This window comes from Kitasatospora sp. NPDC051705 (genome assembly GCF_044453265.1).
GTDB lineage: Bacteria > Actinomycetota > Actinomycetes > Streptomycetales > Streptomycetaceae > Kitasatospora.
In genome coordinates this window covers 62,003-82,258 of sequence record NZ_JBITCO010000002.1, presented here as the reverse complement: position 1 = coordinate 82,258, position 20,256 = coordinate 62,003, and the positions used below count along the sequence as shown (strand labels likewise).

At 78.1% G+C, this 20,256-nt stretch carries 10 protein-coding genes and 1 riboswitch; of the genes, 2 read left to right on the top strand and 8 right to left on the bottom strand.

From position 1 onward, the window contains the following. Nucleotides 1-21: 21 nt before the first annotated feature. From ACIA8Q_RS03005 to ACIA8Q_RS02970, 8 genes are all read right to left on the bottom strand, one after another. On the bottom strand, nucleotides 22-2,100 hold the full coding sequence (locus ACIA8Q_RS03005) for a hypothetical protein (RefSeq protein ID WP_396316687.1): 2,079 nt from the start codon (nucleotides 2,098-2,100) through the stop codon (nucleotides 22-24). After that, nucleotides 2,097-5,870, bottom strand: a complete 3,774-nt coding sequence (locus tag ACIA8Q_RS03000) for a DUF5682 family protein (RefSeq protein WP_396316686.1) — start codon at nucleotides 5,868-5,870, stop codon at nucleotides 2,097-2,099. The genes ACIA8Q_RS03005 and ACIA8Q_RS03000 overlap by 4 nt, the downstream gene beginning before the upstream one ends. A gap of 4 nt (nucleotides 5,871-5,874) precedes the next feature. After that, complete coding sequence (locus ACIA8Q_RS02995) at nucleotides 5,875-7,044, bottom strand: AAA family ATPase (protein ID WP_396316685.1); 1,170 nt, start codon at nucleotides 7,042-7,044, stop codon at nucleotides 5,875-5,877. Further along, complete coding sequence (locus tag ACIA8Q_RS02990) at nucleotides 7,041-12,134, bottom strand: hypothetical protein (RefSeq protein WP_396316684.1); 5,094 nt, start codon at nucleotides 12,132-12,134, stop codon at nucleotides 7,041-7,043. Before ACIA8Q_RS02990 ends, ACIA8Q_RS02995 begins: the two co-directional genes overlap by 4 nt. Continuing rightward, nucleotides 12,131-12,988, bottom strand: a complete 858-nt coding sequence (locus ACIA8Q_RS02985) for a DUF4132 domain-containing protein (RefSeq protein WP_396316683.1) — start codon at nucleotides 12,986-12,988, stop codon at nucleotides 12,131-12,133. Before ACIA8Q_RS02985 ends, ACIA8Q_RS02990 begins: the two co-directional genes overlap by 4 nt. Nucleotides 12,989-13,265: 277 nt before the next feature. Beyond that, the gene (locus ACIA8Q_RS02980) at nucleotides 13,266-14,360 is read right to left on the bottom strand and encodes a PQQ-dependent sugar dehydrogenase (protein WP_396316682.1); all 1,095 of its coding nucleotides are present in this window, start codon (nucleotides 14,358-14,360) and stop codon (nucleotides 13,266-13,268) included. Nucleotides 14,361-14,515: 155 nt separating this feature from the next. Further along, a complete protein-coding gene (locus tag ACIA8Q_RS02975; RefSeq protein ID WP_396316681.1) occupies nucleotides 14,516-15,319 on the bottom strand; it encodes an ABC transporter ATP-binding protein in 804 nt (267 codons plus the stop codon). Between the two features lie 162 nt (nucleotides 15,320-15,481). Further along, the gene (locus ACIA8Q_RS02970) at nucleotides 15,482-16,498 is read right to left on the bottom strand and encodes an ABC transporter substrate-binding protein (RefSeq protein ID WP_396316680.1); all 1,017 of its coding nucleotides are present in this window, start codon (nucleotides 16,496-16,498) and stop codon (nucleotides 15,482-15,484) included. A gap of 117 nt (nucleotides 16,499-16,615) precedes the next feature. Here ACIA8Q_RS02970 and fhuB point away from each other — a divergent pair, with 117 nt between their 5' ends. Together fhuB and fes are read left to right on the top strand one after the other, a co-directional pair. Then, complete coding sequence (gene fhuB / locus ACIA8Q_RS02965; RefSeq protein WP_396316679.1) at nucleotides 16,616-18,814, top strand: Fe(3+)-hydroxamate ABC transporter permease FhuB; 2,199 nt, start codon at nucleotides 16,616-16,618, stop codon at nucleotides 18,812-18,814. A 95-nt stretch (nucleotides 18,815-18,909) separates the two neighbouring features. Next, nucleotides 18,910-20,028 carry an enterochelin esterase gene (fes, locus tag ACIA8Q_RS02960; protein WP_396316678.1) on the top strand — a complete coding sequence of 373 codons (1,119 nt, stop codon included), beginning with the start codon at nucleotides 18,910-18,912 and terminating at the stop codon, nucleotides 20,026-20,028. Between the two features lie 155 nt (nucleotides 20,029-20,183). Next, a riboswitch (guanidine-III (ykkC-III) riboswitch) is annotated at nucleotides 20,184-20,251 on the top strand. Nucleotides 20,252-20,256: the final 5 nt, after the last annotated feature.

Sequence of the window (20,256 nt, the reverse complement as noted above, 5' to 3'; positions counted from 1 at the left end):
GCCGATTACCTGTCCGTGCAATTAGCTCCCCGCGGGCATCTCCTCCGGCCTCCCCTCCGGTCTCCCCTCCGCGGCCGGAACCCGGTCCGCCTCCCCCGACCAGCCGGCGGCGCAGAGCGCGGTGGTCACCGCCTCGGTGTAGCAGGCCGCCGCCAACCATGCTCCGGCGAAGGCCTCGTGGTCGTCCGCGACCACCCGGCCGAACACGTCGCGCCGCTGGTCGGCCGCCGCCGACCGCAGGACGTCGAGCAGCTCGGCGGCCGTGCCGAGCCCGGCGGCGCGCAGCAGCTCGCGGTCGGCCGCCGCCGTGGCCGCACTCGGGGCCGTCGCGTGCCGCCCGGTGGTGACCGTCTGGTCGACCCGGCGGCCCAGCACGTGCACCGGCGGGCCGTAGGGCGCCGCGGCGGGGAGGTCACGAGGAGCGGCGCCGGTGGGGGCGGGGCCGGTGGGGGCGGCAGCCGTCCGGTCCGCGCCGGCCAGGTCGGCGGTCTGGAGGCGTTCGAGGCCGAGGTTGACCCGGTCGGCCCGGTCCACGGGGAGGGCGAGGGCCGGGGCACCCTGCGGGTCGTGGTCGCCGGGGGCCCGGGGCGGCGCCGGGGGCGTGCCGATCGCCAGCAGGCGCAACGCCGGGCGCTCCGCGCGCTCCAGGCGCCCGATCACGCGCAGCCGCAGGCCGGGCGCGGTGGCCAGCAGGGCGAGGTTCGCCCGGAAGGCCAGCCCCGGGTGCTCGTGCCCCGGCCGCAGCGCGAGCAGCAGGCCCGGCCCGTCCGCGCCGGGACCGGCGTCCGCACCGTGCCCATCCTCCGCGCCGTCCGTGCAACGGGCCAGCAGCTGCGGTGCGCCGCCCGGGCCGTCCGGCACGGCGCCCAGCAGCGTCACGTCCAGGAACAGCAGGTCGCTCCCGGCCCGCCGGGTGTCGTGCGGCTCCTCCTCCGCCTCCAGCGCCCGTGCCACCTGGACGGCGGCCGGCTCGGCCCAGAGCGCCGCCACCGGCTCCGCCGTCCACGCCGCGCCCGACGCCCGCACGGCCCGGACGGCGGCACCCGCGCCCAGGCGCCCGGCGGCGGACCTGGTCGCGCCCTGGACGAGCAGCCCCGCCCGGCTGAACTCCCGGTGGCTGAGCTGTGCCTCACCCAGCCGGACCGCCCGGTTGCCCGCCCCGACCGCCTGCGCGGCGGCCGCCGCCGCGTCCCCGTGCGGCACCACCTCGGCGATCGTGCTCAGCCGGCCCGCGGCGTCCACCGCCCAGCTCAGCGCGCCCGCGTGGGTGGCCGTCAGCACCGGCTCGGCGAACAGCCCGTGCAGCCGCAGCCCGCCCTCCTCCTCGTACACCTGACGGGCGGTGCCGCGCAGCCCGGCCACCGGGCCGACGCCGCAGGTCAGCGCCGTGGTGAGGGCGAGCAGCTCGCGCAGACCGGCCACCAGGTCCGCCAGGCGGTACTCCGGTGCCCCGGACCGGGCCGCGCGGACCCTGGTCACCACGGTGACCGCGGCCGCGGCCGGGCGGTACAGACCGGCCAGCCGGGCCCGGTGGGCCGCCCGCAACAGCTCGGCCTGGGCGACGGCGCCCGCGCCGCTCACCCCCGCCGCCAGGATCGCGCACCCGGCGCGGTGGAGGTGGCGGGCGGCGGCCGACTCGGTGCCGGTCAGGGCGGTGCCGGTCGGTTCGGTGCCGGTCGGTTCGGGGTCGGCCGACTCGGTGCCGGTCGGTTCGGGGTCGACGGGCTCGGCTCCGGTCCGTTCGGGGCCGGCCGGGGCCGGTGCGGCGGACTCCCCGGCGGGTTCCTCGACGGGTTCCTCGGCCAGCGGGCAGAGCATGACGGCCGCCGCCCGGTGCACGCAGGAGGGCGCGAGCAGACAACCGCAGCGGACGTCGGCCTGGTCGGCCACCACCGCACCCGCGGCGTGCAGGACCAGCGCCGCCTCCTCGTCCACCTCCACCCGCCACTCGTCGCCGGTGCGCAGCACCGGGCGCTCCGCCAGCTTCGCCGCCGCGGCGTCCAGCCGCTTCTGCAGCCGGACGCTCAACCCGGCCACCACCTCGGCGACCACCTCCGGCCGGACCGCCGGCCAGCCGACCGCCTGTTCGGACACGCTCATCGCACCTTCTCCCCCACCCAACGGGCCAGTTCCAGCGGACTCAGCGCCGCCACGGGCATGCCGGCCGCGACCAGCCGGCCCGCGACCGCCTTCGAGTAGCGGGCCGTGCCGGAGTCGTCCAGCGCGGCGCAGCCCAGCAGCTGCACGCCCGAGTCCACCAGCGCCCGGGTCTCGGCCAGCAGCGCGCCCAGCGGGCCGCCCTCCTCGAAGTCGCTGACCACCACGACCAGTGTCCGGGAGGGCACCGACACCAGCTTCCGCGCGTAGCGCAGGCCGGTCGCGATGCTGGTGCCGCCTCCGATCCGCACCTCCAGCAGCAGGCTCAGCGGATCCTCCACCCGCTCGGTCAGGTCGACGACCTCGGTGGAGAAGGCCACGAAGTGGGTGCTCAGCGCCGGTACCCCGGCCAGGATCGAGGCCGTCAGCGCGGCCCAGACCGTGGACGCCTCCATCGACCCGGAGACGTCCACCACCAGGACCAGCCGCCAGTCGGCCGCCTGCCGGGCCCTGGTCCGGAACACCGGGCGCTCGGGCACGATCAGGGTGCCGCCGCCGTCCGACGGGCGGGCGGTGGCGAGATTGGCCCGGATGGTCCGGTCCAGGTCCAGCCGACCGCCCGGGCGGCGGGTCGGACGCGGCACGCTGATGCCGGTCAGGGCCGGGCGCAGCCTGGTCGCCAACGCGCGGGTCAGTTCGTCCACCAGGCGGCGCACGAGCGGGCGCAGCCGGGCGATCCGCGCCTCCGGCAGCCCGCCCGCGTGCTCCAGCACCGTGCGCAGCAGGTCGACCGAGGGGCGGACGGCACCCGGCTCGATCGCCTCCAGGGCGTCGGTGCGCCCTTGGGCGACCGCGGCCGCCAGCACCTCCTCCCGGATGCCCGGCCCGAACAGCGCCGAGAGCTCCTCGGCCCACTCCCGCACCCCCGGGTAGGGCGCCTCGCGGCCGCCCCGGCCGGCGCGACTGTCCAGACCCGGGCCGGACCCCTCGCCGTGGCCGGTGCCGTACAGCTCGTCGAGGGCGGTGGCGAGTCGGGATCCCCGACCGCTCAGGCCTCCGCGGCCCGGGCGGCCGAGCAGCAGCCGCCAGCGCTCGGCGGGGGCGAGGGTGTGGGCCGGGCCGGGTGCCGGGGCCGGAGATGGTGCCGGGGCCGGTGATGGCGCCGGGCCCGGGGGCTCAGCGGGCGGCGTCGGCAGCAGGCCGCGGCGGGCCAGGGCCGCGCGGGCGGCGAGGTCCGCGCGGACCCAGCCGGCGACCACGGCGGGGTCGACGTCCTCGGGCAGGCCCGTCAGCCGGGCGCCCAGGCGCTCCTCCACCAGCGTCAGCAGGCGCTCCCGGGCGGCCGGGCTGAGGGTGTCGAAGCCGCCGCGCAGGGCCGGCAGCCGGTCCAGGAAAGCTGCGTCCGGCAGCGCGGTGACCCGCTCCAGCAGCGGTTCGAGGGCCTCGGGTGCGGAGTCGAACAGACCCTCGGCCGCCGTCAGCAGGCCGGTCAGTCCGCGCCCGAGCACGTGGCGGGCCTGCGGACCGGTCGCGCCGTCCACCCAGGAGGCCGCCCGGCCGCCCAGGGCCGCCGCGGGCTCCTGGCCCAGCAGCACCCGGACCGCGCCGGCCGCACCGCGCACCATCGGGCTGCCGTGGTCGGCGAGGTCGGCCAGCACCTTCCCCAGCCGCAGGCCGCCGTCGCGGTCCGCCCGCCGCGCCAGCTCCACCAGCGCGCGGGCGTCCGCCGGATCGTCGGACCCGCCGAGGCCCTCCAACTGCCGCACGGCCGCGACCGTCAGCAGCTCGCGCACCGCGCCGAGCCGTGCGGCCGTGCCCGCACCGGGCGGGGCGGGGGCGCCGCCCCCGGCGTCGTCCGCAGCCTCGACACCGTCCGCGCCGACCGGGGCGCCCGCCGGCGGCCCGCCGGGCACGGGGTAGCCGGCGACGTGGCCGGCCAGCAGGCGGTCGAGGAGCGCGAGGGCGTCGAGGAGGTCGGGGAGGGTCCCGGAGGCGGGCAGGACGGCGGCGAGTTGGCCGAGGCGGGTGTCGGCGAGCACCGGCAGACCGCAGGCGGCCGCGTCGGCGAGGCCCTGGACGACCTCGCGGGCGGTCGGCTCCTCGCGCAGGCGTTCGCGCAGGGCACCCTCGGCGGCCTGCGCCGGGGTGACACCACGGGTGCCGGCGACGGTGAGCACGGCGGCGGTGGCCGGGGTCCAGTGGAGGCGCCAGCGGGTGCCGATGGCCTCCGTGCCGCCCGCGCCGGCGGTCGGGACCGGGTCGGCGTAGCTGACGCCGCAGGCGGCGAGGCGCCGGAGCAGGATCTCGCGGCGGCGGTCCAGCGGGGTGCGCAGCGGGTCGAGGCGTACCTCCCGGGGGCCCGGGTCGGCGGGGCCGGGCAGGCCGAGGTCGTCGAGGAGGCGCTCGACGGCGGGGGCGAGGCCGCTGCGCGGGGCCGCCGGGGTGGCGCGGCCGGTGCGGGTGCCGACCAGGACGCGTTCCAACGCCCGGGCGACGGCACGGCCGCGGCCGAGGGGCTCGCCCTGGGCCAGGACCGTCTGGACGGCTTCGACGAGTTCGCCGCGGCCGGGGGCGGCGTGACCGCGCAGGCGGGCGAGGTCCCCGGCGAGGCGGACGATCTCGCGGGCGTCGGCCGGCCCGGAGGGGTGGTCCTGGTCGCGCAGGGCGGCGCAGATCCGGACCGCGGTGGTGGTGAGGGCCCGGGCGAGGCGCTCCGGGTCTCCCGCGGCGTCCAGCACGGTGTGCTGCCACTCCGGGTCGCGGATGCCGGCCGGGTAGCCGGAGCGGGCGTCCAGCAGCGGGTAGGTGTAGGGGATCAGCGAGAGGACGTGGCCCGGGCCGGACAGCTCCGCCTCGGCGGTGCGAACGGCCGGCCGGCCGGGAGCGTCGCGGAGGTCGGGAGCGCCCGGGAGCTCGGGATCGTCGAGCAGCGCGGGGGCGTGGAAGGCGCCGACCACGGCGGCGACCCGGCGGCCGCCCGCCGCGGCGGCCCGGATCCGGGACCGCATCCAGACCTCGCGCCGCAGGTCGTACCCGTCGACCCCGGGGCCGGCCGCGGCGTCGCGGCGCAGCGCCCAGCCGACCAGCAGGGCGGCGCGCCGGACCGCCTCGGGGGTGGAGCCGGGGGCGGCCGTCTCGACCAGGCGGTCCCACAGGTCGTCGTCGGTGTCGCGTCCGGAGAGCCGCCGGCGCAGCGCGTCGGCGACGCCGGGCTCCCCGGGGGCGGGTGCGCCGGCTCCCCGCCCTCCGGGGGTGGCCGGAGCATCGCCGCCGGCGGTGCCGCGGTGTGCCAGCGGGAGGTCGCAGGCGACCGCCTCGACGCCGTTGCGGCGCGCCCAGCGCAGGGCGGCCAGCTCCGGGGAGAAGTCCGCGAACGGGTAGAAGGCGGGGCCGTCGGCGCCCCCGGCCTCCTCGGGGCCGGAGGGCGCGGCCGCGAGGGCGACCGGTGCCTCGGTGGCCTCGTCCGCCAGCCAGCCGAGCCAGGGCTGGAACTCGGCGGGGAGTTCGACCAGCAGCACCTCCGGTCGGGCCGCGTCGAGCAGCGCGGGGACGACCGCGCTGAGCGACGGCGCGTGGTGACGCACGCCGATCAGGTAGGGCCCGGGCCGGTCGGTGCCGGAGGCGGCCAGCCGGTCGGCCTCCGCCCGGACGGCCCGGTGCGGGTCGTCCGGGCCGGCACCGCCTGCGGGCGCCGGGCCGTCCGGTCGTGCTGGGCCGTCCGGTCGTGCCGGGCCGAGGGGGACTGCCGGGGCGGGCGTCACCGCGCTGCTCATCGGATCAGGCCTCCAGTGCCGGGCGGAGGTCCCACAGGGTGCGCCAGGTGGCGGCGCCCTGTTCTGCGCGGCGGCGGACCGGGCCGTCCCAGTAGCCGAGCAGCCGGGCGGCGTCGGCCGGGTCGTCCTTGCGGACGACGCCGATGAGCTGGCCGGGGAGGCGGCCGAGCAGGTCGCCGCCGTCGGGGAGGTAGGCGGCGGTGACGCCGAGGGCGGTGGCGACGGAGACCGCCTCGGCGGTGCTCATCACGGTGGAGGGGCGTTCGACGTCCCAGCCCTCGGTGGAGCGCCCGGTGCGCAGGTCGCGGAAGGCGGTGACCAGGGCCTCCAGGACGGCGTCGTCCACCGCGTAGGGCGCTCCGGCGCGGGCGACGGCGGCGGTGGACTGCCGGCGGACGAGCTCGACCTCGGCGGCGAGGCTGCCGATCGGGCCGACCGTCTCGAAGTTGAACCGCCGCTTGAGCGCCGCGGACATCTCGCTGACGCCCTTGTCCCGCAGGTTGGCGGTGGCGATCAGGGTGAAGCCGGCGGCGGCGTGCAGCTGCCCGTCCGGGCTCCCGGCCAGCTCGGGCACGGCGATGCGCCGTTCGGAGAGCAGGGAGACCAGGGCATCCTGCACCTCGGGCAGGCAGCGGGTCACCTCCTCGACGCGGGCGACCGCCCCGGTGGTCATCGCGGTGAGCACCGGGGAGGGGACGAGGGCCTCCCGGCTGGGCCCCTTGGCGAGCAGCAGGGCGTAGTTCCAGCCGTACTTCAGCTGGTCCTCGGTGGTGCCGGCGGTGCCCTGGACGGTGAGCGCGCTGGTGCCGCAGACGGCGGCGGCGAGCAGTTCGGAGAGCATGGACTTGGCGGTGCCCGGCTCGCCGACGAGCAGCAGGCCGCGCTCCCCGGCGAGGGTGACGACGCAGCGCTCGACGAGGGCCCGCTCGCCGACGAACTTCTGCTCCACGACCAGACCGCGGCGGCCGGCCTTGAGCTTCTCGCCGTCGCTGCCCATCACGAAGGTGACGACGGCGCGCGGGGTGAGCCGCCAGCCGGGCGGGCGCGGGCCGGTGTCGTGCGCGGCCAGGAACTCCAGTTCGGCGGCGTACCGCTCCTCGGGCGGGACGGTCTGGCGGACCGCGACGGTGCCGTCGGCCCCGCCCGGGGCGGTGGTGGCGGTGGTGGTGCTCATCGGCGGGCCTTCCTGCGCTTGCTGGTCCGGAGCTCTTCGTAGCCGGGGGTGTCGCCCTCGACCGTCCGCTGCCAGGCCCGGGCGAACAGCTCCGGGACGGGCTGCAGCGGCAGCGCGGCGTCGTGGGTGGTCGGCCCGTACAGGGCGGCCTTCCAGGTCTCGACGGGCAGGGCGGGTGACCTGGCCTCCTGCCAGCCGCCGGGCAGGAAGAGCGAGCGCCCGGCCCGGGCCCGCTTGGCCTCCAGGACCAGCCCGGTGCCGGCGAGTTCGGCGCGGGCCCGCTTGAGCCGGGCGGGCTTCCAGCCCGTCCAGCGGGCGACGTTGCGGTCGGTGGGGTCGGGAAGGGCGAGCAGCTGGAGGTAGAGCGCGGCCGCGTCCTCGCCGAGGCCGTGGGTGCGGGCCGCCTCGGTGACCAGCGCGGGCACGGTGAACTGCGGGTTCTGCAGCCACGCGGGGCCCTCGGTGTCGGCCGGGGCGGGGACGGTGTCGGCCGGGGCGGGGACGGCGGCGGCACCGGATCCGGCGAGGCGCTCCGCGTCGCCGCGCAGGACGGCCGCGATGGCAACCCGCTCGGTGCCGAAGTAGTAGCCCTGGCCGAGCCCGGCGAGCAGGTCGAGCACCGGGTCGTCGGGCCCGGTGAGCCCGGCTGGGCGCAGCCAGACCCGCTCGTACTCGTTGTGGTAGGGCGTCAGGACGAGGGCCGGACCGCAGCGGACCAGCCCGTCCGGATCGGCTCCGCCCTCGGCCGGGAGGCCGAAGTGGGGGCGCAGCACGGCCGCCAGCGACCCGCCCTTGTCGGTGTGGACGAGGTGGAAGTCGAGCAGCAGCTCCGGGTCGGCGAGGCGGGTGCGCAGGGCCTCGGCAGCGGTGGGCAGCAGCGGACGCAGCGGGCTGTCGGCGGGCAGGTGGTAGGCGAGCCAGCGCAGCGCGGCGAGGGTGTGGCCGATGTCCCCGGCGTCGGGTGCGGCGCTCGGGTCCTCGGCGGCCAGGCCGGAGTCGGTGGGCCGGAAGGCGGTGGTGCGGGTGAGCCACGGGCTCCGCGCGGGGTTGAGCACCGTCTCGACGTGCTCGATCCGCGCGCCCTTGACGTTGGCCTGGTCGGCCTCGGGCAGGGTGACGAGGCGTCCGAAGTGCCGCACCCAGGCGGCGGCCCCCGCCTGGAGGTCGGGGCCCTCCGTCCAGAGGGCCTGCGGGTCGGCGGGCAGCAGGGCGCCCCACACGGCGGCGAGGCCGTCCCGGGGGTGCCCGCGCAGCCAGTTGCGGGCGGCCTTGGCCTCGGTGGCCTTGAGGCCGTACTCGGCGAGGCGCTCGGCGGGCAGGACGGAGCTGTTCCAGTGGAAGAGCGCGGGCGGCGGGCTGAGCAGCAGGCCGGCGCGGGCGGCGCCCATCCCGGTGAGCTCGCCGAAGGCGGTGCCGCGGGCGGGCTGCCGGGGGACGCCCCCGTACTCGGTGACGGCCCGCCGGAAGGCGGTGGCCCAGGCGGCGTCGATCCGCTCCTCGGTGCCGCGTTCCCGGACCGTGGTGAAGTGGGCCACCGGGCCGAACTCGCCGCTCGGGTCGTGGTCGGCGGCGAGCCAGTGCGAGGTGCCGTCGTGGGTGTGCTGCCGGCCGAGGATGACGACGGTGCGTGCGCCGCGGCGCAGCACCTGGCCCTGGCGGTGGTCCCCGGCCCGGCGGGCGGTGCCGGTGTCCTCGGGTTCGGCGAGCACCGTCTCGCGCAGGGTGGCGCCGCGGTCGGCGAGCACGCCGCCGGTCAGCTCGCCGAGCAGCAGGAGCAGGCTGGAGCGGTGCTCCGGCGTGGTGAGCGGGGCGGCCGCCGCGTAGGCGAGGACGTCGAGGCGGCCGAGCAGGTGCAGCCAGGCGTGGCTGTCGTCGCCGCCCTGCAGGGTGACGGTGGCCGGGGTGCTCCAGCCGTCGCCCGCGGCGGCCGGCGGGTCGGCGAGGACGGCGGTGACGGTGCGCAGGTTGTTCACCACCCGCCAGCGCGCGGTGCCCCAGCCGCCGAAGCCGCCGACGTCGGGCAGCAGGGTGGCGACGGCGTCGCGCAGGTCGTGGTCACGCCCGTGGTCGGGCCGGAGTTCGGCCGCCTCCGCCCGGGAGGGCTTCTCCGCCTCGGGCTGCGGGACGAAGCGGGCCGTCCGGTAGAGCAGGTCGGCGGCGGCGCGGGCGAGGCCGGCGACCCCGGCGAGCAGCAGCGGGTGGCCGATGCCGGGCAGGACGTCGCCGACCGCCCGGACCGGCAGGGTGCGACGGGCGTCGCCGCGCTGGGCGACCGGCCGCCGCACGCCCTGGGTGGTGATCCAGCGCTGGTCCTCCTCGGGCACCGGCTCGGTGTCGACGGGCCAGGCGGCGTCGATCAGTCGGGCGGCCCGCTCGGCGTCGACGGTGCGCAGGACGCGCGAGCCGGCCTCGTCGCGGGGCCGCAGGGCGTGCCAGTGCTCGAGCGGCGGGACGAGTGCGGTGCCGGCGGCCGCGAGGTCACCGGCCCGGCAGGGGCGCAGGTCCGCGGTGCGGTCGGTGTCGGCGGTCAGGTCGGGCAGGGTCAGGGCGAGGGCGTCGCCGCCGTTCTCGGTGACGACCGGTCGGGCCCGGCCGGGGAGGGTGAGGCGGCCGACCGGGACGGCGCCCGGGTGGCGGCCGGTGAACGGCAGGACGATGGCCTCGCCGGCGGCGGTGCCGGTGGTGACGGCGCGCCCGGGGTCGATCCGGACCCAGCTGCCGAGCACGGTGCCGTCGGTGCCGAGCGGCGTCCCCTCCAGGCCCGGCTGGAGCGGCAGCAGCCGGGTGCGTGCGGTGTCCAGCCGGCCGGCCGCCGAGGTGGCGGCGACGATCGGCGGTTCGGCCGTGCGGCCGAGCGCACCGGTGTGCGGGTCGAGTTCGCGCAGGGCGGGGCCGCCCTGGCCGTGGCGCAGCGTCCAGTGGCCGGTGCCGTCGCCGAGGACGCGGTGTTCGGCGGGCAGCCGGGTGTCGCCGGGGTGCAGCGGGCGCTCGCCGGTGGTGCGGCCGCCGCCGGGCAGTGGCAGGGAGGGCGTCTCCGGGGTGCGGTCGCCGTAGTGGTAGCCGGCGATGTGCTCGCCGCCGAGTTCGAGCGTCTCGTCGGGCCGGCTGGACCAGTAGCCCCGCTGCTTGCCGTCCTGCTGCCAGACGACGAGGAGTTCGCCGTCGACGTGGCGCAGCCGGGGCCGGTTCCAGCTCTCCAGCTTGGGCACCCGCAGGGTGTGTTCCAGGACGACGCCCTGCGGACCGACCACGACGGCCTTGTCGTGGCGGGTGAGGATCAGCTGCGGCCAGGAGTCCTCGACGCTCAGGCCGAGGAGGCCGCCGGCGGTGTGGCCGGGGGTGTCGGTGGGCCGGGCGTCCGGGTCGGCACCGTCCACCGGGTCGGCGAGGGCGGCCAGGGCCTCTTCGAGGGCGGGCCAGCCGAGTTCGTCGAGGATGCCGGCGCCGAGGGCCGCGGCGAGGAGGCCTGCGACGTCGAGGGCGGCGATCCGTTCGGCGGCGGCCGGGGCGACGTCCCGGATCGCGGTGCGGTGCGGGGTCAGCGCGCGGACCAGATCCGTGGCGGCGGCCAGGCCGCGGACGGCGGAGAGCTCCTCGGCGCGCTGCTCGGCCCACTCGGCGAGCAGCTCGCGCAGCAGCGGCAGGGCCGGTACCTGGTGCGTGACGGCGGCGTCCCAGGCGGCCGGGGTGGCGGCGCGCAGGGCGGGCCGGAAGCGCGGGTCGGCGGCGACGGCGGCGAGGGTCGCGCCGGCGGGGCCGCACTGCTCGACCCAGCCCTTGAGCTCGAAGCGGTGCTCGGGGGCCGGGTCGGCGACCGGGACGCCGTCGGCGAGCAGCCGGTCGAGCAGGTCGAGTTGGGTGTGGCTGCGGCGGACGCCGGTGTGGAGGTCCACCGGGACGCCGTCGGCCCGCAGCCGCTCGGCCATCCGGCCGGCCAGTGCGACGGTGGCGGCGCAGCCGGGCCGGCTGCGCCAGCCGCGGCCGAGGTGGTTGGTCCAGCGCTGGAGCCAGGCCGCGGCGGGCTCGGCACCCTCCGGGCGCGGACCGGTGAGCAGCTGTTCGGCGCCCGTCCCGGCGAGGACGGCGAGCCAGCCGGCGTCCTGCGCGGCCGGGTCGTTGCCGCCCGGGTCGGGGGTGAGCTCCAGCAGGCGGGCCCGGGTGGCCCGGTCGCGGGTGCCGAGTTCGAGCAGCGCCCCGTGCCAGGACTTCCAGAACGCGGCGGGCGCCCGGTTGGCGCCGGGGGCGGCCAGCAGTTCGGCGAGCAGGGCCTGTTCGTGTTCGGTGCGGTCGAGCCCGGCGGCCCGGAGGAGGGCGCGGGCGTCCTCGGCGATCCCGGCGTAGGGCGCCATGCCGGCCGCGGAGCGCTCGGTGCAGAGCTGGCGGAAGCGCTCCCAGGCGGTGACCGGGTCGAGCCGGCCGGCGAGCTCCTTGACGTACTGGCGCAGGGACTTGACGGTGAGGGCGCCGGCGAGGGCGAACTCCAGGAAGACGGCGCGCAGCCGCTCCTCGTCGACGGCCAGGCCGTGGGTGCGCTCGGCCTCGCGGGCCTTGCCGAAGTACCCGGCGGCGTAGGTCTGGTTGCCGTGGGCGAGGAAGATCCGGCCGACCTCCTCGCAGAAGGTGGGCAGGAAGTGCGGGACGGCCCGGCCCAGCCGGGTGGCGAGCTCCTCGAAGCCGTCCTTGGCGGCGCCGGGCTTGGACCTGGCCTGGCGGCCGAGCCGCTCCATCTCCTTGACCAGGGCGAGCGCGTGGTGTCCGTTGGCCGGGTCGTGGACCAGCGCCCAGGCGGGGAAGCCGAGCGCCTCCTGGCGGACCTGGCCGACCTCGGCGGGAGCGCCGTCGGGGGCCAGCCCGAGGAAGTCGACGGCGAGGTCCTCGGCCGCTCCGAGGGCGCCGGGGACCAGCCGGACGATCCGCCGGCCGTCGAGCGCGGGGTGGGTGTAGGTGCGGGCGGTGAGGACGTCGGCGGCGCTGTCGGGGCGGCCGGCGCCGGGCACGGTGCCGGGCGGCAGCACGGCCCCGGCGTCGAGCAGGCGCTCGTGCGCGGCGGTGCCCCGGGCGGCCTGCTGGTGGGACGCGGTGGCGGTCATGCGGCTTCCTCCCCCTCGATCGTGCGGCCGGCGTGCAGCGCGGCGGCCATCCTCATGCCCTCGGACCAGGCGACCGGCCCGACCTCGGCGAGCGGCAGGGCCCGGCCGTCCGGCCCGGCCCAGCTGAGTGCGCCCGTCTCGCAGGCGTCGTACTCGTAGTAGTCGCCGACCCAGACGCGCGCCTCGACGCTGCGGCCCGCCTCCACCACGGTCTGGACGGCGTGGCCGCCGCGCACCCGGTGGCCGAGCCGGGCGCAGCGCCCGACCAGTTCGCGCAGCTCGCGGTAGCGCCCGCCGGCGTAGGTGGTGACCTCGGTGCCGGCCGGTGGCTCGGCCGGGCGGTGCCAGACCTCCCGGTAGAGCTGCTGGACCCGCTGCGAGACGCCGAGCTCGACGGCGAACTCGCGCAGCTCGTCGAGGTCCTGGAGCAGGACCGGGTGGGGTATCAGGACCTCGCCGTCGGTGAGGCGCACGGTGTCGCCGTCGAGGTCGACCAGGCCGAGGCCGCGCTCGGCGTCCGCCCCGCGCAGGAAGCCGGCGACGGTGCCGTCCGGGCCGGTGACCACGAGGTCGCGCAGGACGGCCCGCCAGGCCTCGTCCGCCCAGACTTCGGTGAGCACGGCGGCGGGCACCGGCAGGGAGCGCACCATCCACCGCTCGACGTCGTCCAGGCAGCTCCGCTCGTGCGCGGCCAGCCACTCGGCGAGCTGCTTCAGCTGGGCGACCACCGGGTCGTCACCGAGCTTCGGCGGCAGGGACTTCAGCTCGCGGCCCGCCGCGTTGCGGCAGACCACCCGCCCCTCCCCGTCGAGCGTCACGCGGTAGCCCCCCGCGCCCGTTTCCACCCATGCCACGGCCGTTCTCCTCCCACCTGCTGGTCAGCGATGCGAGGAACGTAGCGAGGCCCACTGACACACCACCGCGGAGGGGGTGCCCGTACGGCGGCCCACGACCCCCAAACCCGTCGAACGAGTGAACGGGCGGCCGGGGACCCGGGGTCACTGGCCCCGCGGGAGCGACCGGTTGCCGGCCCCGGCCGCCCGGCGTCCCCCGGCCGCCACGGCGGCGACGGCGGCGACAGCGGCGACAGCGGCGGCGGCGACGCGACAGCGACAGCGGCGTCAGCACCCGCTACGGCGACGGCGACAGCCGCAGGACCCGGTCGTCGCCCGGGCGGGGCTCGCCGCGGCCGTCGGTGTTGTCGGTGGCCAGCAGGAGGCTGCCGTCCCGGTCGGCGACGACGGTGCGCAGCCGCCCGTAGTCCCCGTCGAGGAAGCCCTGCGGCGGCCCGGCGAGCCGGTCGCCGGTGATCGGGACGCGCCACAGCCGGTTGCCGCGCAGGGCGGCCACCCACAGCGCGCCGTCGGCGTAGGCGAGGCCGCTCGGGGAGGCGTCGGCCGGGTGCCACTCGACGACCGGGTCGAGGTAGGCGGGGTCGTGGCCGACGCCCTCGACGGCGGGCCAGCCGTAGTCACCGCCGGGGCGGATCAGGTTGAGCTCGTCCCAGGTGTCCTCGCCGAACTCGGTGGCCCAGAGCCGGCCGCCGTCGTCCCAGGCGATGCCCTCGACGTTGCGGTGGCCGTAGGAGTAGACGGGCGAGTCGGGGAACGGGTTGCCCGGGGCGGGTGCGCCGTCGGGGGTGAGCCGCAGGATCTTGCCGCCGAGCGAGCCCTTGTCCTGGGCCAGCGCGGGAGTGCCGCTGTCGCCGGTGGTGGCGTAGAGCAACCCGTCCGGGCCGAAGGCGATCCGGCCGCCGTTGTGCCGCGGGCCGCGCGGGATGCCGGCCAGCAGGACGTCGGGGGCGCCGAGCCGGGCGCCTGCGGGCTGCTCCGGGTCGTAGCGCAGCCGGACGATCCGGTTGTCGGTGGCGGTGCTGTGGTAGGCGTAGAGGAGGTGGTCGGCGGCGAAGTCGGGGGACGTCGCGATGCCGAGCAGTCCGCCCTCTCCCCCGGCGGTCACCCCGGGCACGGTGCCGGCCTCGGTCGTGGCGCCGCCGGCCGCGGCGACCAGGACGATCCGCCCGGCGTCCCGTTCGGAGACGAGCAGGTCGCCGTCGGGCAGCAGGGCCAGGCCCCAGGGCACCGGCAGGCCGTCGGCGACGGTGGCCCGCACCACCGGACCGCCCGCGGTGGGCGAGCCGGAGCCGGCGGGGGCCGGCGCGGTGGAGGAGCAGGCGGTCGGCAGCAGCAGGGCCAGCAGGACGGCGGCGAGTCGGCGGGGGTGCACGGGGAGGCCTCCGTGGACGTCGGGCGCTTCGGCGCGGGGGTGCCCCAGCACACCACACCGGCCCGGGCCCGCCCCCGCAACCCGCCGCAGGCAGCCGGTGGTGGACGGCGGCCGGCAACGGGCGGGCCGGTGCGGCGCCGACCGCCCGTCAGCCGTCAGTCCGCCGCGACCCGCAGGGCGGTCGCCAGCGCCCGCGGGACGATCACCGGCGCGCCGTCGCCCGGCGCGGCCAGTACGTCGCTGTCGATGTCGTACAGCGCCCGCACCAGCGACGCGTCGACCACCTCGCGGGGCGGGCCGCAGGCCACCACCGAGCCGCCCCGCAGGGCGACCACCAGGTCGGCGTAGCGGGCGGCCGCCGCCAGGTCGTGCAGCACCATGACGACGGTCCGCCCGCCGGCCGCGACCTCGCGCACCAGCTCCAGCACCTCGACGGCGTGGCCGAGGTCGAGCGCGCTGGTGGGCTCGTCGAGCAGCACCACGGGCGCGTCCTGGGCCAGCACCATGGCGAGCCAGCAGCGCTGCCGCTGGCCACCGGAGAGGCGGTCGAGCCGGCGGTCGGCGAGCTCCTCGACGCCGGTGGCGCGCAGCGCCCGCGCGGTGAGCCGCTCGTCCTCGGCCGACCACTGGCGGAACAGCCCCTGGTGCGGGTGCCGGCCGTAGCGGACCAGCCCGGTGACGGTGACCGCCTCGGGGGCCTGCGGGCTCTGCGGGAGCAGCGCGACCCGGTGCGCGGCCTGCCGGGGCCGCAGCCGCCAGAGGTCCTCCCCGCCGACCAGGACCCGCCCGCCGTCGGGCCGGTGCAGCCGGGCGGCGGCCCTCAGCAGGGTGGACTTCCCGCAGCCGTTCGGGCCGACCACGGCGACCACCCGGCCGGCCGGGATCGTGAGGTCGACGCCGTCGAGCACCGGGCGGCCCGGGCCGTAACCGGCGGTGAGGCCCTGGATCGTCAACTCCATCGCGGGTTCCTTCGGTCGGGGAGGGTGCCGGGAGCCGCGGGGCTCCCGGCACGGGCCTCGTCGGGGCGGGCCCGTCGGGACGGAGCCCATCGGGACGGCCGGGCCAGGACGGCCGGGTCGGGACGAGGCGGGTCAGGACGAGGCGGGTCAGGACGAGGCGGGTCAGGACGAGGCGAGCGCCTTGGAGATGTCGCCGATGACGACGTCGGCCGCGAGCGGGCCGCCGCGGGTGGACCAGACCGAACCGTCCACGGTGACGGCGTGGTTGTTCTTCACGGCGTTCAGCTCCTGGTAGGCGGGCTTGGACTGGACGTCCTTGAGCGCGGCCTTGCCGTCGTCGGTGAGGGTGGAGAGGAACAGCCAGTCGCCGTCGATCTCGGCGAGCTTCTCCAGGCTGAGCGCGGGGCTGTGGGCGTTGCCGTCCTTGTCCTGCGCCTTGGGGCGGGTGAGGCCCATGTCGAGGGCGACGCCGCCGGCGAACTGCCTGCGCTCCATCCAGCTGGGCCCGGTCGGGTTCCAGCGGACGATGGAGACCGCCGCGCCCTTGTTCTTGCCGAGCTCACCGCCGGCCTTGGCCGCCTTGGCCTCGTAGTCGGCGATCACCTTGTTGGCCTGGTCCAGCTTGTTGACGGCGTTCCCGATCCCGCGGAAGGCGAGCTTCCAGTCGTCGGTGGGCGCCATGGTGACGAGCGTGGCGGGGGTGATCTCGCGCAGCTGCTTGAGCACCTGCTCGTCCTGCATGTCGCCGGCCAGGATGAGGTCGGGCTTGGCCGCGATGACCTTGTCCATGACGGGCTGGAGCAGGTTGCCGACCACCGGCACGCCCTGGACCTTGTCCTTGAGGTACGCCGGCGGCTCGTTGAGCCCCTGGCCGTTGGTGATGCCGGCCGGCTTGACGCCGAGGGCGAGCACCGCGTCGAGGTCCTCCTGGGTGAGGGTGACGATCCGCTGGGGCGAGGCGGGGATCTCGACGGCCTTGCCGGTGGCGTCCTTGACGGTCCGCTTGCCGCCGGCCTGGTCCGGGGCGGCACTGCCGGCGGCGGACGACCCGCCCGCGGCGGGGGCGGAGGAGCCGGAGGAACCGCACCCGGCGAGCAGGAGGGCGGCGGCCCCGGTGACGGCCAGCACCTGGACCGCACGGCGGCGGACGGCGGGGAGCGGGCTCTGGGCAAACGGCATGGGTGCCTCCGGGCAGCGGTGTTGCGGGAGTTGAACGGCGTCCGGACGGATCGGCGCGGTGACGGTGCCCCGGCGGCGCCCCACAGGACGGTACGACCATTAGGTTAGCCTTACCTTATGACATCGTCGCAAGTGGGCGAACCCACGGCGTCCCGCACCGCACCCGACGCCCCGCCGCCACCCCGGCCGCCGGAGCCTGAGCCGGCGCCTGCGCCGGAGCAGGCGGACGACCGCCGCCGGCCCGTCTGGCCGATCGCCCTCGGCGCGGTGGCCGCCCTGCTCGCGCTGGCCGCGCTCTCGCTGTCGGTCGGCGCCGGCGAGGTCGGCGCCGGGCGGGTGCTGGACTACCTGCTCGACCGCGGCGGCGCCCGCGGCGACGGCCGGCTCGCCCTCGTCGTCGGCGACCTGCGACTCCCCCGCACCGCCACCGCGCTGCTGGTCGGCGCCGCCCTCGGCGTCGCCGGGGCCCAACTGCAGTCCGTCACCCGCAACCCGCTCGCCGAGACCGGACTGCTCGGCGTCAACGCCGGTGCCTCCCTCGGCGTCGTGCTCGGCATCGCCGCCCTCGGCGTCCAGACCTCCTACGGCTACCTGGCCTGCGCCTTCGGCGGCGCCGTCCTAGCCAGCACGCTGGTGCTGCTCATCGCCGGCGCCCGGGGCGGCGGATCACCGATGCGGCTGGTCCTCGGCGGGTCCGCGGTCGGCGCCACCTTCGGTGGACTCACCGGCGTGCTGATCGTCAACTCCCCCGAGACGTACGACCGGTACCGGGTCTGGGTGCTCGGCTCACTCGCCGGCGTGGAGGGCTGGGCGACCCTGCGCCAGCTCGCGCCCGTCCTCGCCGCCGGCTTCCTCCTCGCCCTGCTCGCCACCCGCCCGCTCACCGCGCTCGCCCTCGGCGACGACCTCGCCCGCGGCCTCGGCCACCGGCCCGGCGCCACCCGTGCCACCGTCGCCATCGCCGTCACCCTGCTCACCGCCTCGGCCGTCGCGCTGGCCGGGCCGATCTCCTTCCTCGGCCTGCTCGCCGGCTTCCTCGCCCGCGCCGTCGCCGGGCCCCGGGTCGGACGGCTCACCCTGTTCGCCGCGCTGTTCGGCGCCGCCGCGCTCACCGGGGCGGACGTGCTGGCCCGCGTGGTGGCCAGGCCCTTCGAGGCGCCGGTGTCGGTCATCGTCGCCCTGGTCGGCGCCCCGGCGCTGATCGCCATCGTCCGCTCCCGCCGCACGGCCGCCCTCGACCTCACCGACCCGGCCGAGGCCGCCCGCCCCCGGCAGGCCGAACCGCCCGCGCCCGCACCCGACCTGGTGCTGCGCCGCGGGGCGTGGTCCCTGCTGCTCCCCCGCCGGTCGCTGCTCGCCGCGCTCGGCCTGGCAGCCGCCCTGCTGACCGCCGTCGTCGTCTCCGCCCACGCCGGGCAGAGCGAACTCGGCCTCGGCCGCACCTTCCAGGCCGTCTTCGGCTACGGCGAGCGGCTCGACGTGCTGCTGGTCCAGAGGTTCCGGCTCGGCCGGATCGTCGCCGGACTCGCCGCCGGCGCCGCCCTCGGCCTCGCCGGGTGCCTCACCCAGACCCTCGCCCGCAACCGGCTCGCCACCCCCGAACTGCTCGGCGTCAACGACGGCGCCACCGCCGCCGTGCTCATCTCCGCCACCGCCTCCGGCACCTTCGGCGCCTGGTGGGCCGGGCCGCTGGGCGCCCTCGTCGCCGTCCTCGTCGTCGCCCTGGTCTCCGGCGGCCTCGGCGCCCGCGGCTACCGGGTGCTGGTCGTCGGCCTCGCGATGTCCGCCCTGGCCTCCGCCGTCATCCAGGTCGCCCTCGCCCGGCGCTCGCTCAACTCGGCCGGATCGCTGTACGTCTGGACCTCCGGCAGCCTCAACGGCCGGGACTACGCCGTCGCCACGCCCGTCCTGCTCGGGCTGGCCGTCCTGGTGCCGCTCGCCCTCGTGGTGGCCCGGCGGCTCGCCGTGCTGCGGTTCGACGACAGCGTCGCCGCCTCGCTCGGCGTCGACCCGGGGCGGGTCCGGCTCGCCTGCCTGCTGCTGGCCGTCGCCCTGGCCGGGCTGGCCGTCGGCGTCTGCGGACCGGTCGGCTTCGTCGCCCTCGCCGCGCCCGTCCTCGCCGGGCGCCTCGCCGGGCCCGCCCGGGTGCCCGTGCTCGGCTCGGCGCTCACCGGCGCCCTGCTCGTCGTCCTCGCCGACACCCTCGGCCGGGTGCTGATCGGCGGGGTCGAGATCCCGGTCGGCATCGTCACCACCGTCCTGGGCGGGCCCTTCCTGCTGTGGGTGCTGCTCGGCCGCCGCGGCGACCCGGCGTAGCCCCCGTCCCGTCGCCCGTCCCCGTCCCCTGCCCCTGCCCCACCTTTCTCTTGCCGGCCCCGCCCTTCCCGCCACCGAGTCCCGGAGTGCTGCCCGTGGAACCCCACCCCCTGGTCGAACCCGACCCGCACGACCCCGCGTACCGGCTGGTCACCTTCGTCCACGAGCCCGAGCCGGACCAGCCCTGCGACGGCGTGCTCGCCCTCCTGCACACCGTCACCGACAAGGACCGCCACGCCGGCGACCTCACCCCGCACCTGATGGACCGTACGGCCGACGGCCGCTGGACCATCACCTACCGGCTGCGCGCCGACCACCGCGCCTCCTACCAGCTCCACCCCTACCGCGGCGCCGCCCCCGGCACCGCCCGGGCCGACTGGCTGCACGTCCTCGACCACGCCCGGCCGGACCCGCTCGACGAGCAGCCCCGGCTGCCCGCCCGCGACGGGCGCCACCCCTCCTCCGTGCTCAGCCTCCCCGGCGCCCCCGCCCAGCCGTACGTCCGGCGCCGCGACGGCGTGCCGCGCGGCCGCACCGTCGCCGCCGAGCACGCCGGCCGGCGGGTCGACGTCCACCTGCCCGCGGGGCACGGGGCCGGCCCGCATCCGGTGGCGGTGCTGCTCGACGGGGAGATGTGGGGCGAGGTGCTGTCCGTCGGCGACACCCTCGACAACCTCACGGCCGACGGGGCGATCCCGCCCACCGTCGCGCTGCTCGTCCACACCATGGGCCCCGGCCGGCCCGAGGACCTCAGCTGCAACCCGGAGTTCGTCGACCTCCTCGCCGACCGGCTGCTGCCCTGGGCCGCCGAGCGGTTCGGCGCCACCACCGACCCGGCCGCCACCGTCATCGCCGGCCAGAGCGCGGGCGGACTCACCGCCGCGTTCGCCGCCTACCGCCGCCCGGACCGGTTCGGCAACGCGCTCTCCCAGTCCGGCTCCTTCTGGTGGCCGGACGGCACCGACTTCGACGAGGGGAGCGAGTGGCTCACCCGCCGCTTCGCCGCCGACGAGCGGCGCCCGGCCCGCTTCTACCTGGAGGTCGGCCTCCAGGAGTGGATGCTGCTCACCCAGAACCGGCACCTGCGCGACGTCCTCGTGGCGCGCGGGTACGACCTCGAGTACCGGGAGTTCAACGGCGGCCACGACTACGCCTGCTGGCGCGGCGGCCTGGCCGACGGGCTGGCGCACCTGCTCGGCGGCCCGACCGGCTGAGGGCCCGGCGGGAGGCGCCCCCTCGCGGCACCGGGCCCTCACGACACCGGCTCATGACACCGGCCGCTCACGACTCCGGCCCCTCGACACCGGCCCCTCACCGCACCGGCCCCCGCGGGGCCGGACCGCCGCCGCGGGCGCGTGCTAGCGTCCCCGTGGCGGCGCGTCGGCGCCGGCCCCGGACGAGATGTGCGCCGTACCCGGCCCGCCAAGACGACGCACGCTGGG